Below are 12,547 nucleotides of genomic sequence, written 5' to 3'. Positions count from 1 at the left end.
CGAACACCGGTTCATGCGTCCCGAAAAAAAGAATTTTTCCGCGGTGCTTTCGAGGCCGGATTCAGCCCTGTTCGGCCGGTTCCAGCACGAAGACCGGGATCTCACGATCCGTCTTCTTCTGGTAGTCGGCGTACGGCGGATACGCCGCGACCGCACGCTCCCACCACTCGGCCTTCTCCGCGCCGGTGACCTCACGGGCCGTCATGTCCTGCTTCGCCGGACCGTCCTGCAGCTCCACCTGGGGATCGGCCTGGACGTTGAAGTACCAGACCGGATGCTTGGGAGACCCGCCCAGCGAGGCGACCGCCGCGTACCGCCCCTCGTGCTCGACCCGCATCAGCGGCGTCTTGCGGAGCTTGCCGCTCTTCACGCCCCGAGTCGTCAGCAGGATGACGGGCATCCCCGTCTCCCGGAGGGTTGTCCCCTTGGTGCCACCGGAGCTCTCGTACAACTCCACCTGCTCGCGCACCCACCCGGTGGGGCTGGGCTCGTACTCACCCTCAAGAGGCATGGCATCCGTCCCGTCGTCGATGTCCTACGGCTGACTCGCACCGGAGTTCAACACCGGCACGTGCAGGAATCATCCCTACCGTGTTCCCCTCGCGGCCCGTGTGAGGCAAGGCCATGACCCCGCGGGTAATCGCCTCCGCCGGGCCCCTGCGGCAGAGTCGTGACCACTCCGGCACGACACCCGGCGAAGGAGAAGGCCTCATGACCACGACAGCCGACACGACGACCCGCGCAGTGGTCGAGGAACTGCTGCTCCGGATCGGCCACGGCGACCCGGATCTGATCGCCGAGCTGTACGCCGAGCACGGCGGCGACTGGAAACTCAGCTGGCCCATGGACGAGCACGGGCGTACGGAGCTCCCGTGGATCCGGCACCGCTCCACCCGCGCCGACGCCGCAGACCACTTCCGGGAGCTTGCCGCCCGCCACGTACCCGGGCAGGCGGCGACGCAGATCGAGCGGATCCTGGTGGACGGCCCGGACGCGGTGGTCCTTGGCGAGATCCGGCAGACCGTCGCGGCGACCGGACGGCGCTATCGCGCCAGGTTCGCCCTGCATCTGACCGTCGAGGACGGGCTCGTGGTCCGCCATCACGTGTACGAGGACAGCCTGGCTGTCGCCCGGGCGTTCGCACCGTAGGGCCCGGCCTCACGGCGTGACCAGCATCCGCACGGCGAGTGCCGAGATCACACCGCTCGACACCAGTGCCGTCAGCAGCCGCCCCCGGTGGCCCGTCAGGGCCCGCCCCAGCAGGGCACCGCCCCCGGCGAGCAGCAGCTGCCAGCTCGCGGACGCGGCGAACGCCGCGAGCACGAACACCCCCTGCTCCAGGGGCCGCACCGCCTCCTCGGCGCGGGTGCCGAGCACCAGCGCCGCGAAGTAGACGACGGTGGTCGGGTTGAGCAGGGTGATCCCGAGCAGCCCCAGATAGGCCCGGGCGGGGCTCGGGGGAGGCGGGGCATCGCGCGTGGCGAGCCGGTGGCCGCGGTACCGGCGTACGGCCGTGACCGCACCGCGCACCGCCAGGGTCACCAGGACGAGGGCGGCGGCCCAGCGCAGCGGCTCGAGGACCGGCCGCAGCAGAGCCGCGACGGCGGAACCCCCGACGGTGGCCACCAGGGCGTAGAGCCCGTCGGCGGTGGCGACGCCGAGCGCGGCGCAGACACCGGTGCGCAGGGACGTACGGGCGGTGAGCGAGACGAGATAGGTCGCGACCGCGCCGACGGGAACGGCGATGCCGTACCCCGCGAGCAGTCCCGCGACGAGCGCGGCGGTCACGAGCGGGGAAGCGTAGGCCTCCACGGTCGGCCGGTCTGCTGCTGGAACCGCTCCGGCGTGGCGGCGGCGGTCGGCGGCAGGAAGGCGAAGGTCGTAGGCATGGCCGGATTCTGGCGGCGGCCGCTCCTCGCCGACAACCGATTTTCGACAGCCGGTTATCGACAGCTGGTCTTCGACACCCGAGCGACGATCCCCGGCCAGATTGGCCGCGCCACCGATCTGGCCGAACTTGTCGTCGCCTCATAGATGCCCCGGGCATCTAATGAAGATCTGCACGACGCACTCTTCGTCTGCGAGGTCTTCCATGACGGAAACGGAACCCGTCGCCTTCCCCCAGGACCGGACCTGCCCCTACCACCCGGCCACCGCCTACGACCCTCTGCGCGCCGCCCGCCCGCTGACCCGGATCACCCTCTACGACGGCCGTCCGGCCTGGCTGGTCACGGGTCACGCCCTCGCCCGCGACCTGCTCGCCGACCAGCGTCTGTCGACGGACCGCACCCACCCAGACTTCCCGGCGCCCACCGAACGGTTCACCGCGGTGAAGAACCGGAGGGTCGCCCTGCTCGGCGTCGACGACCCGGAACACCGCACCCAGCGGCGGATGATGGTGCCCAGCTTCACCCTCAGGCGCGCCGCCGAACTGCGCCCGCAGATCCAGCGGATCGTGGACGGGCTGCTCGACGCGATGATCGAGCAGGGACCGCCCGCCGAGCTGGTGAACGCCTTCGCACTGCCCGTGCCGTCGATGGTGATCTGTGCGCTGCTCGGCGTCCCCTATGCCGACCACGACTTCTTCGAGGGGCAGTCACGACGACTGCTGCGCGGCCCGACGGCCGTCGACACACAGCACGCGCGCGACCAACTGGACGCGTACTTCGAGGAGTTGATCGACAGCAAGCAGAAGCAGCCGGAGCCAGGCGAGGGCGTTCTGGACGAACTCGTCCACCATCAGCTGCGCGAGGGGGTGCTGACCCGTCAGGAGGTCATCTCGTTCGCGACCATCCTGCTGGTCGCCGGCCACGAGACGACCGCCAACATGATCTCCCTCGGCACCTTCACCCTCCTCCAACACCCCGAGCGGCTCGCCGAGTTGCGCGGCGACCCGGAGCTGCTGCCCGGCGCGGTCGAGGAACTGATGCGCATGCTCTCGATCGCGGACGGGCTGCTGCGCAGGGCGACCGAGGACATCGAGGCGGGCGGAACGACCATCCGGGCGGGTGACGGCGTGGTCTTCTCGACCTCGGTCATCAACCGTGACCAGGACGTCTACGCCGACCCGGACGCCCTGGACTGGCACCGGCCGGCCCGCCACCACGTCGCGTTCGGCTTCGGCATCCACCAGTGCCTCGGCCAGAACCTGGCCCGCGCCGAGCTGGAGATCGCCCTGCGCACCCTCTTCGACCGGCTCCCCACACTCCGCCTCGCCGCGCCCGCCGACGAGATCCCCTTCAAACCCGGCGACACGATCCAGGGGATGCTGGAACTCCCCGTGACCTGGTAAGAGGCTGAAGGTCATGCACATCGACATCGACAAGGACGTCTGCATCGGCGCCGGCCAGTGCGCCATGGCCGCGCCGGGCGTCTTCACCCAGGACGACGACGGCTTCAGCACCCTCCTGCCCGGTCGGGAGGACGGCGGCGGCGACCCGATGGTGCGGGAGGCCGCCCGGTCCTGCCCCGTCGCCGCCATCACGGTGTCCGAGACAGTGGGCTGATCCCCGGCAGGTCGAGGACAGCGAGGTCGAGACCGTCCAGCCGCGCCGAGTCGGCGACGACGTCGTACGCGGTGATCCGCCCGTCCTCGACCGTGACCGTCAGTGCGAACAGCAACCGCCCGTGCGGGGCGACGACGACACCGACGCTCCGGTCGACGAGGGCGGTTGCGGCGAACCGGGACCGTTCCCGCAGCGCCACGGTCCCCTCCGCCACCGCACGGGCGCCGCGCAGTTCGGGCGGCACCCCGGGCGGCAGGGCGGCGGGGTCCGCCCGCCGGACCACGTCGGGGGCGAGTACGGCCAGCAGGCCGTCGAGGTCGCCGCCCCGCGCGGCGGCCAGGAACGCCTCGACGACCTGCCGGTGCCGGTCGAGCTCGGCCCCCGGGACGGCGGGAGTGCCCCGGACCTTCTGCCGGGCGCGACTGGCGAGCTTCTTCGCGGCGGGCCGGGTACGGCCCACGACCTGGGCGATGTGGTCGAAGGGCACGCCGAACAGGTCGTGCAGCACGAACGCGACCCGCTCGGCGGGGCCCAGCCGGTCGAGGACCACCAGCAGGGCGAGGCCCACCGAGTCGCCCAGGACAGCCTCGTCCTCGGGGGCGTTCTCGACGGCGGCCCTCTCCGGCGCCTCCTGACCGTACGGCTCCTCCCGTCGTGACGAGCGCGACCGCAGCATGTCCAGGCAGATCCGGGAGACCACCGTCGTCAGCCAGCCCGCCAGGTTGTCGATGCCGTCCTCGCCGGTACGACTCAGTCGCAGCCAGGCCTCCTGGACGGCGTCCTCCGCCTCGTCGGCCGAGCCCAGCATGCGGTACGCCACCGCCCGCAGCTGCCCGCGCCGCTCCTCGAACCGCCGCGCCAGCTCGTCGTGCCCGTCCATCGGTCACCTTTCTCCGTCGTGCTCCGTCACCCCACTGACGATCCCGACCCGACCGAGGGGACCGACATGACCCTGCTGCACATCGACTCCAGCGCCGACACGGCCGACGACTCGGTCAGCAGGCGCCTGACGGGCCTGTTCGCGCGGACATGGCGCGCACACAACGGGACGGCGGCCTACCGTCGCCGCGACCTGACCGCCGACCCGGTCCCACCACTGGGCCCGGCGTACGCCGCCCTCGGCCGCCGTGTGGAACGCGAGGGGTTCGTCCCGCCGGCCAAGGTGCCTGCGCTGATCGAGAACGCCGCCGAGGAGCGGGAGTGGGAGCTCACGCGGCCCCTGATCACCGAACTGCTCGCCGCGGACACGGTGTTGCTCGGCGTCCCGATGTACAACTTCTCGGTACCCGCGTCCCTGAAGGCGTGGATCGACCGCGTGACCTTCCCCGGCGCGTACGCCGATCCGGACACCGGTGAGCGCCTGCTGCGGGACACCCGGGTGGTCGTGGTCATGGCGCGCGGCGGCGGCTACGGCCCCGGCACCCCGCGCGAGCACCACGACTTCCAGACGCCGTACCTGAAGGCCTACTTCGGCAGCCAGGGCGTGGCGCCGGACAACCTGCACCTCATCGCCGCCGAGCTCACCCTCGTCGGTCTCCTGCCGCACCTGGACGGACTCGAAGGCCCGGCGGCGGACTCGCTGACCCGGGCACGCGCGGCCGTGACGGCGCTCGCCGTCGCCTGACCTCAGCGGGACTCCAGCAACAGCCGGGCCGCCTCGCGCGCCTCGGCGGCCGGCCGCGTGCTCTGTGTGATGCCCGCCGTCACCATGGCGCCCTCGGCCAGCAGGAAGAGCGGCCCGGCCAGCGAGGCGGGCCGCCCGGCGGCGGCCACGAGCGAGGCGAGGTAGTCGCCGAACGCCTGCTTGTGGGCTCGGACTTGGGACGCCACACGGTCCGACCTGGCCCCCAGTTCGCCGTACGAGTTGATCCACGCGCACCCGCGGAAGCCGTCCTCGCCGAACCACTCCTCCAGCCAGTCGAAGACCGCGAGGATCCGCCCTCCGGGATCCTCCTCGCGCTCCACGTACGCCGCGAGCCGCCCGCGCCAGCGTCCGTCCCGCCGCTCCAGATAGGCCTCGACCAGTTGCTCCTTCGCCGGGAAGAGCTGGTAGAGCCGCTTGAGCGAGATCCCGGACGCGCCGCGGATGTCGTCCATGCCGACGGACTGGATGCCCCGCCCGTAGAACAGCTCCTCGGCGGCGTCCAGCGCCCGCTCCCGGGCCACTGCGCTGTCCATGGACGACCACTCCTTGACGCGAGAACGAGCGTTCTCCTACGTTGGTGATCGTACCGGAGAACGTACGTTCTCCCTTCTGGGCCACGGAGGATGACATGACCGACCGCCCGCCCCTGCCGCCGTTCACCCGCGAGACCGCCGCGCAGAAGGTGCAGGCCGCCGAGGACGCCTGGAACACCCGCGACCCGCACAGAGTGGCCCTCGCCTACTCGCCGGACTCGGTGTGGCGCAACCGCGACACCTTCGTCACCGGCCGCGCGGAGATCGTCGAGTTCCTCACCGCGAAGTGGGCGCGCGAGCGGGAGTACGCCCTGCGCAAGGATCTGTGGGCCTACGACGGCAACCGCATCGCGGTCCGCTTCCAGTACGAGTGCCAGGACGCCGACGGCCGGTGGTGGCGGTCGTACGGCAACGAGTTGTGGGAGTTCGACGAGCGCGGGCTGATGACCCGGCGCGAGGCCAGCATCAACGACGTGTCCATCGAGGAGAAGCAGCGGCGCATCCTCGGCCCGCGGCCGGAAGCCGAACGGGGGCGGTCCTTCCCGCTTGAGTAGGGTGCGCGGGTGACCGAACAGGCCGAGGGACCCTTCCTCTACGTTGTCGTCTGTGCCGCCGGAATCGCCGTGGACGTCAGCAAGTTGATCACTGCGGCCCAGGAGCGGGACTGGGAGGTCGGCGTCATCGCGACGCCCGTCGCCATGAACGGCTTCTTCGACACCGCCGCCGTCGAGGCACAGGCCGGCCGCCCGATCCGCTCGGCCTGGCGCAGCCCCGGTGACCCGCGCCCGTTCCCGCCGCCGGACGCGGTCGTGGTCGCTCCCGCCACCTTCAACACGATCAACAAATGGGCGGCGGGTCTGGCCGACACCCTCGCCGTGGCCACCCTCTGCGAGTCGTACGGCCTCGGCGTCCCCGTCGCCGTACTGCCGTGCGTGGCCGACGCGTTGGCCACCCACCCCGCCTACCAGGACAGTCTGATACGGCTGCGCGGGATGGGCATCCGGTTCGGCGAACCGTACTCCGGGGAGGCGGGGGAGGACGGCAGGCGGCCGGAGTTCGGGTGGGAGCGGGCGCTGGACCTGCTCGGACGATGACCTCGTGCGCCGTCCCCGTCGGCAGCCGGCGGAATCGCGCACGGAGGATGGTCTTCCAGGCCGGTACACCGCTGGGCCCGCCCAACCCGCCCACGCTGCCCGGGCGTTGGGCGACCGCCGGCGCATGGGTCTGCGAGCGCGGCAGGTCCTGGGCGAAGACGCCGTGGAACTTCGCCGGGGCGATGCAGCCGTCGATCCCGGGGGCGCCGCTGCCGGGTATCGGGTAGGGGCGGGTGGCCAGCGCGTCCGGCAACTGGCTGCCGGGGAACATCCCGGCCGGCTGCAGCGCTCTCCCCCTCGTCGGGGGCGAACGCGGCGACGTACACGAGGGCCTTGACGTTGGCGCGACCGCGCCCGGGGCGGCTCATTCAACCAGTTTCGGGCGTTCCGGGCGCGGGCGAACACCGGTTCGACTTCGGTCACCTCCTCAGTGGCCGAGCACGGCCCGCAACTCCGGCTGCAGCAGTTCCCCATGAGCCCGTACGAGCTCGTCGCACAGGTCCCAGATCCCTTCCACCGGCAGCGCGGCCGCCGTCGCGGGGTCGGTCATCGCCGCGTGCCGGATGTGGCGCGGGTCGCAGTCCGTGGCAGCACGGACCACGAGGTCGGTGACGGAGGCGTAGGTCCTGTTGAGGGCCGCGCACTGCGGGGGCAGTGAACCGACTCGGGTGGGATGCACCCCCAATGCGTCGGCGAGGCAGGGCACTTCGACGACGGAGTCGGGCGGGAGGTTGTCGATGAGACCGCGGTTGGGGACGTTGCCGTAGACCTCGCGGGGCGTGCCGGTGAGGGCGCTGTGGATGATCTGCGGGGCGTACTCCAGCGTGCCCTCCACCGGGAGAGGGGTGCCCTTGGCGAGCGCCGCGCGGGTGCGCTCGTAGTTCGCGGTGTTCTCCTCGATGATGTCCAGGTACGCCCCGACCGGCAGCCGCAGCCGCTCGATCTCGCCGGCGTGGGGCAGGTACCAGGGCACGTACTCGGCGGAGTGCTCGCTCGTCTCGGTCGGGTAGTGGCCCAGCCTGCGGTACATGTCCACGCGGACCCGGCGCGGCAGTCCGGGATCCCGGGCGATCGCCTCGTCCAGCAGCGGATACAGGTTCTGTCCGGCGCGCTCGAAACGCAGCAGCCACGACTGGTGGTTGATGCCCGCGGCCAGGTAGGACACCTCCTCGAAGGGCACGTCGAGCAGGCGGGCCAGGTCGTGCACCGTCCAGTACACCGAGTGGCACAGGCCGGTCACCCGCAGGGCGGGGGCGATGCGGCTCAGGTAGAGGACGTTCATCGCCATCGGGTTGGTGTAGTTCAACAGGTGTGCGTCCGGGCAGAGGTCGGCCATGTCCTCGGCGATCCCCTTCAGCACGGGGAAGGTTCTGAGGGCGCGGAAGATGCCTCCTACGCCGAGCGTGTCGCCGATCGTCTGACGCAGGCCGTACCGGGCGGGTACGGCGAAGTCGGTGCGGGTGGCCTCGTTCATACCGACCTGGACGATGTTGACGACGAAGTCGGCGTCCGCCAGCGCCGCCCGCCGGTCGAGGTGCGCGGTGATCACCGGCTTGGCCCCGCGGACCTCCGCGATGTGGCGGGCGGCCCCCTCCGCCGTGGCCAGCCGCTCGGGGTCGATGTCGTGCAGGGCGATGCGGGCGTGGGCGAGTTCGGGGAAGGCGAACAGGTCGGCCAGCAGGCCCTGCGTGAACACCACGCTGCCCGCGCCCACGAAGGCGATCTTCATTCGGTCCCTTTCAGGTCGGTGGCGGCGCATGCCTCGTCCCACGTCGGCTGTGCCGCCGTACCGCCGTGGGCGCGCGTCGACAGCGAGCCGCAGGCGACGGCGACCGCCAACGACGTACGCAGGTCCAGTCCACGCAGCCGTGCCGCGACGAAACCGGCGTCGAAACTGTCGCCCGCACCCACCGCGTCGACGGGTGCGACCGGCACGGCTCCGGTGCGCAGCAGTCGCGCGCCCGCACAGGTCAGGGCACCGCGTTCGCCGTCCTTGACCACGACCGTCGGGCCGTGCCGGGCCAACGAGGCCGCCGCGTCGGTGAGTTGGGGCTCGCCGGACAGGGCGCGGGCCTCGGCCGCGTTCGGCAGGAGGAGGTCGGTGACCTTCAGGACCGGGTCCACCGCGGCCCGGTCCCAGCGGGCGGCGGGGTCGTCGTTCGTGTCGAGCGAGGTCGTCGCCCCGTACGCACGGGCCTGCGCGAACAGCTCGGGTAGCGCCCGCGCGAGCCGGGGCATCAGGAAGAAGGACGCGGCGTGCACGTGGCGGGTGGCGGAGAGCAGCGCCGACGGCACGTCCTCCGGGCCCGTCGCGGTGAGGCAGCCGGCAGCCGTGAGTACCGCCCGGTCGCCGTCGCCGGTCGTCAGAACCGCCGTGAGAGGAGTGGGTAGTCGGGGGTCCTGGACCAGATGCCCGACATCCACTCCGCGTGCGGCGAGCTCCTCCCGTACGAATGCCCCCGCCGGATCGTCGCCCACCCGCCCCGCGAACGCGACCCGCACCCCGAGCCGCGCCGCCCCGCAGGCCATGATCGCCGCCGACCCGCCGAGCACCAACCGCCCCTGCTCCACGAGCTGTTCACGCTGCCCGAAAGCGAGCGCGCCCACGGGCCCCAGCACCACGTCCGGGTTGGCGTCCCCGATCACCACCAGGTCGAAGGCCACCCCGCTCACCCCTTGAGCCCGCTCGACGTCAACGACTGGACGAAGGCCCTCTGGGCCAGCAGGAACGCCACCAGCACCGGCAACACCGTGATCACGTTGCCTGCCATCACCGCCGACCACTTGACGTGGTGCTGCCCCTGAAAAGTCGTCAGGCCCAGCTGGAGCGTGTACTGCGTGTCGTGGTTGATCGCGATCAGCGGCCACGACAGGTCGTTCCAGGTGGTCAGGAACGTCAGCACGGCGACTGTGGCGAGGGCCGGCCGGGCCAGCGGCAGCACGATGGAGAACAGCACCCGCAGCCGCGAACAGCCGTCGATCCAGGCGGCCTCCTCCATCTCCCTGGGCAGTGACAGGAAGAACTGCCGGAACAGGAACACCGCGAACGGCGTCACCAGCGACGGCACGATCAGCGCGCCCAGCGTGTCGATCAGCCCGAGCCACTTCATCACCAGGAACGTCGGGATCATCGTCAGCTGGAACGGCACGATCATCGTCGCCAGCATCAGCCCCAGCAGCAGCCGCGATCCGGCGAACCGCATCCGCGCGAACGCGTAGCCGCACAGCGCCCCGAGCAGCAGGTTCGACGCGACCGCGACGCACGCCACGATCAGCGAGTTGCCGAACCAGCGCGGGAACATCGCGTTGCCCAGCACATACCGGTAGCCGCCGAGGTCGATGCCGTGCGGCCACAGCGCGGGCGGGAAACGGTTGATCTCCGCGTCCGACATCACCGAGCTCAGCGCCAGCCACACCAGCGGCAGCGCGAAGGCCAGCGCGACCGGCGCCAGCAGCAGATGCCGGGCGAGCGCCGGCCTGCGCGCGCTCATCGGGCCGCTCCTGCCGTACGGCCCTGACGGCGCCGTACGACGCGCAGCGCCCCGCCCGCCACCAGCAGGGCCAGCGCGAGGACGTACGCCGCCGCGGCCCCGTAGCCGGCGGTGAACATCTGGAACGCCTGTTGCCAGACAAAGTAGACGACGACGGTCGTCGAACCGAGCGGCCCGCCCTTCGTCGTCACGTAGATCAGGTCGAACACCTGGATCGCGGTGATGAGTTGCCACAGGAGCAGGAACACGGTGACAGGCGTGAGCGCGGGAAGCGTGACGTGGCGCAGTACCTGCCGGCGGTTCGCGCCGTCGATCCGCGCGGACTCGACGAGTTCGGGCGGCACGTCCTGCAGCGCGGCCAGATAGACGACCACGCAGAACCCGACCCCGCTCCACAGGGAGATCAGGACCAGCAGGTAGAGCGCCTGGTCGGGGTCGGAGAGGAAGCCCTGTCGGGCGATGCCGAGGTGGTGAAGCAGGGAGTTGGCGGCGCCGAACTCCGGGTCGAGGATGAACGAGAACAGCACGCCCTGGGCGGTCGCCGACACGACGAACGGGACGAACACCAGCGTGCGGTACAGGCCGATGAGGCGCATCCGGCGGTTCAGCGCGAGGGCCAGGGCGAGTCCGCCGACCAGGCTGAGCGGCACGTACAGGGCCGCGTACAGAAGCGTGTTCCCGACCGCCGTACGGAATCCCGGGTCCTGGACCAGCGCGTCGTAGTTGTCGAGTCCCACCCAGCGGCCGGGGGTCACCAGGTCGTCCGCGCGGAAGGAGAGCAGCAGGGACCAGACGACGGGTACGACGCTCAGGCCGAGGATCACCACGACCGACGGGCTGATGAAGGCCCAGGCCGTGGTCCGTTCGCGGCGGGCCCGGCGACGGGCGGCCCGCCGCGCGGCGGCCGGAGCGGCCGGGGCCTGCGGCGGGAGCGTGAGAGCACGGGGCACAGTGGACATGACGGTCTCCCGAACCGGGGAAGTCACCTGGGGATCCGCAGGGCCGCGTCGGCCTTGTCGGCACAGCGGCGCACGGCATGGGCGGGGGAGTCCTGGCCGAGCAGGACCGAGACGATCGCCTCGCCGAGCGCCTGCGAGATCTGCGGGTACGCGGCGTGGACGGGGCGGACACGGGCGGAGCGCAGGGCGTCGGTGAACACGTCGAGGCCGGTGGTGCGAGCACTGTGCCGCCGCCACTCCGCCCGGCTCCCGGTCGCCGTGGTGAGCGGGAGGCTGCCCGCCCGGATGTCCCAGCGGACGTCCTGGCCCGGCCGCGCCATCCAGCGCACGAACTCCACCGCGGCCCGGGAGCGGGCGGAGCCGTTGTCGAAGACCGTCCAGGTGTCGGGCCCCGAGATGGTGACCGGGCGCCCGCTGTACGTCGGCAGCGGCACCACGCCGTAGTCGATGTCCGCGCCGATGATGTCGGGCAGCTGCCACGGCCCGGTGGCGACCATCGCCATACGGCCGCCGAGGAACACCTGGTACATCTGCTCGCCGCCGGCCGTCGTGTCGACGTAGACGCTCTTGTCGCGCACCAGCCGGGCGACCGTCTCCAGGGCCTCTGCGCCCTGGTCCGCGAAGCCGATGTGTTTGCCGTCCTGGGCGACGACCTCGCCGCCCAGGTCCCAGACCATCGGCCACAGCCGCCAGACGGTGTCCTCGTCGCCCGCCCCGGGCCAGCCGGTGCCGAAGACACCCCGGCCGGCGTCGGTCAACTGCCGTGCCGTGTCGGCGAATTCGCCCCAGGACCAGCCGTCGCGGGGGAACGGCACACCGGCCTCGCGGAAGAGCTTCCTGTTGTAGACGACGGCCAGCGAGTCGAGCAGCGCGGGCGCCGCCCGCACCCGGCCGTTGACGGTGACCGCGTCGCGCACCGGCTTCCAGAAGGAGCTCCAGGGGGTGGGTCCCTCGCGCATCTCGGCCGTCAGGTCGACCACGCGGGGACTGCGGGCGATGCTCGCCAGATCCGAACCGAAGATGAAGGCGATGTCCGGGTAGGAGCCGGCGGCGAGCGCCGCGGTCACCTTCTGCAGCATCGCGTCGGCGATCACCCCGCCGCCGCCCGCGTCCACACGGATCGAGGGATGCGTGCGGTTGAACTCGGCGACCAGCGACTCCAGGGCCTTGCGGGCGGTGTCGGCCTGTCCGTGCCACAGCTCGACGGTGACCCGGCCGTCGGCACCGACCCCGTCCGAAGCGCCGGCCGAACACCCCCCGACGGCACCGAGCGCGGCCGCGCCGAGCAGCAGACGGCGACGTGGAATCCCGTACGGCAT

The 12,547-nt window shown here is 71.7% G+C and carries 17 protein-coding genes; 8 read left to right on the top strand and 9 right to left on the bottom strand.

The annotated features are described in order from the left end of the window. Nucleotides 1-61 precede the first annotated feature (61 nt). The gene (locus IG08_RS0126480) at nucleotides 62-511 is read right to left on the bottom strand and encodes a nitroreductase family deazaflavin-dependent oxidoreductase (RefSeq protein WP_030607243.1); all 450 of its coding nucleotides are present in this window, start codon (nucleotides 509-511) and stop codon (nucleotides 62-64) included. Between the two features lie 200 nt (nucleotides 512-711). Between IG08_RS0126480 and IG08_RS0126475 the strand changes: the two genes are divergently transcribed. Next, nucleotides 712-1,149 (top strand): nuclear transport factor 2 family protein, encoded by a 438-nt coding sequence (locus tag IG08_RS0126475; RefSeq protein ID WP_030607241.1) that lies wholly within the window; start codon nucleotides 712-714, stop codon nucleotides 1,147-1,149. 9 nt (nucleotides 1,150-1,158) lie between these two features. Here the strand turns inward: IG08_RS0126475 and IG08_RS0126470 are convergent, their stop codons facing one another. Continuing rightward, entirely contained in the window at nucleotides 1,159-1,788 is a 630-nt protein-coding gene (locus IG08_RS0126470) for a LysE family transporter (protein WP_030607238.1), read from the bottom strand. A gap of 99 nt (nucleotides 1,789-1,887) precedes the next feature. Between IG08_RS0126470 and IG08_RS0126465 the strand changes: the two genes are divergently transcribed. From IG08_RS0126465 to IG08_RS0126455, 3 genes are read left to right on the top strand one after another with little or no spacing between them, the layout of a single operon-like run. Then, nucleotides 1,888-2,034 (top strand): hypothetical protein, encoded by a 147-nt coding sequence (locus IG08_RS0126465; protein ID WP_158812283.1) that lies wholly within the window; start codon nucleotides 1,888-1,890, stop codon nucleotides 2,032-2,034. A gap of 58 nt (nucleotides 2,035-2,092) precedes the next feature. After that, nucleotides 2,093-3,292 carry a cytochrome P450 gene (locus IG08_RS0126460; protein WP_030607233.1) on the top strand — a complete coding sequence of 400 codons (1,200 nt, stop codon included), beginning with the start codon at nucleotides 2,093-2,095 and terminating at the stop codon, nucleotides 3,290-3,292. Between the two features lie 13 nt (nucleotides 3,293-3,305). Further along, complete coding sequence (locus tag IG08_RS0126455) at nucleotides 3,306-3,506, top strand: ferredoxin (protein WP_030607229.1); 201 nt, start codon at nucleotides 3,306-3,308, stop codon at nucleotides 3,504-3,506. On the opposite strand, the gene IG08_RS0126450 is transcribed toward IG08_RS0126455, so the two are convergent. After that, entirely contained in the window at nucleotides 3,481-4,386 is a 906-nt protein-coding gene (locus tag IG08_RS0126450; protein ID WP_030607227.1) for a sigma-70 family RNA polymerase sigma factor, read from the bottom strand. The genes IG08_RS0126455 and IG08_RS0126450 overlap by 26 nt on opposite strands. Before the next feature lie 66 nt (nucleotides 4,387-4,452). On the opposite strand from IG08_RS0126450, the gene IG08_RS0126445 reads away from it, so the two are divergent. After that, on the top strand, nucleotides 4,453-5,130 hold the full coding sequence (locus IG08_RS0126445; RefSeq protein WP_030607224.1) for an FMN-dependent NADH-azoreductase: 678 nt from the start codon (nucleotides 4,453-4,455) through the stop codon (nucleotides 5,128-5,130). Between the two features lie 2 nt (nucleotides 5,131-5,132). Here IG08_RS0126445 and IG08_RS0126440 read toward each other — a convergent pair whose 3' ends face one another. Continuing rightward, complete coding sequence (locus IG08_RS0126440; RefSeq protein ID WP_030607221.1) at nucleotides 5,133-5,684, bottom strand: TetR/AcrR family transcriptional regulator; 552 nt, start codon at nucleotides 5,682-5,684, stop codon at nucleotides 5,133-5,135. 95 nt (nucleotides 5,685-5,779) lie between these two features. Between IG08_RS0126440 and IG08_RS0126435 the strand changes: the two genes are divergently transcribed. Genes IG08_RS0126435 through IG08_RS60250 form a run of 3 tightly spaced genes read left to right on the top strand, consistent with a single transcriptional unit; the run spans nucleotide 5,780 to nucleotide 7,005 of the window. Further along, entirely contained in the window at nucleotides 5,780-6,238 is a 459-nt protein-coding gene (locus IG08_RS0126435) for a nuclear transport factor 2 family protein (protein ID WP_030607218.1), read from the top strand. Between the two features lie 9 nt (nucleotides 6,239-6,247). Beyond that, a complete protein-coding gene (locus tag IG08_RS0126430; protein WP_030607215.1) occupies nucleotides 6,248-6,778 on the top strand; it encodes a flavoprotein in 531 nt (176 codons plus the stop codon). A gap of 47 nt (nucleotides 6,779-6,825) precedes the next feature. Further along, a complete protein-coding gene (locus IG08_RS60250; RefSeq protein ID WP_030607211.1) occupies nucleotides 6,826-7,005 on the top strand; it encodes a hypothetical protein in 180 nt (59 codons plus the stop codon). Nucleotides 7,006-7,205: 200 nt separating this feature from the next. Here IG08_RS60250 and melA read toward each other — a convergent pair whose 3' ends face one another. From melA to IG08_RS0126400, 5 genes are read right to left on the bottom strand one after another with little or no spacing between them, the layout of a single operon-like run. Continuing rightward, entirely contained in the window at nucleotides 7,206-8,507 is a 1,302-nt protein-coding gene (gene melA, locus IG08_RS0126420) for an alpha-glucosidase/alpha-galactosidase (protein WP_043455240.1), read from the bottom strand. Beyond that, complete coding sequence (locus IG08_RS0126415) at nucleotides 8,504-9,442, bottom strand: carbohydrate kinase family protein (RefSeq protein ID WP_420823292.1); 939 nt, start codon at nucleotides 9,440-9,442, stop codon at nucleotides 8,504-8,506. The genes melA and IG08_RS0126415 overlap by 4 nt, the downstream gene beginning before the upstream one ends. Before the next feature lie 5 nt (nucleotides 9,443-9,447). Next, a complete protein-coding gene (locus IG08_RS0126410; protein WP_030607206.1) occupies nucleotides 9,448-10,269 on the bottom strand; it encodes a carbohydrate ABC transporter permease in 822 nt (273 codons plus the stop codon). Further along, nucleotides 10,266-11,228, bottom strand: coding sequence for a carbohydrate ABC transporter permease (locus tag IG08_RS0126405; RefSeq protein WP_030607203.1), 963 nt, complete (start codon nucleotides 11,226-11,228; stop codon nucleotides 10,266-10,268). Before IG08_RS0126405 ends, IG08_RS0126410 begins: the two co-directional genes overlap by 4 nt. Nucleotides 11,229-11,251: 23 nt before the next feature. Continuing rightward, entirely contained in the window at nucleotides 11,252-12,547 is a 1,296-nt protein-coding gene (locus tag IG08_RS0126400; RefSeq protein WP_030607200.1) for an ABC transporter substrate-binding protein, read from the bottom strand.

This window comes from Streptomyces fulvoviolaceus, from assembly GCF_000718165.1.
Classification (GTDB): domain Bacteria; phylum Actinomycetota; class Actinomycetes; order Streptomycetales; family Streptomycetaceae; genus Streptomyces; species Streptomyces fulvoviolaceus.
Note: the sequence above shows the minus strand (reverse complement) of the source record. Positions and strands in the feature narration are given on the sequence as shown.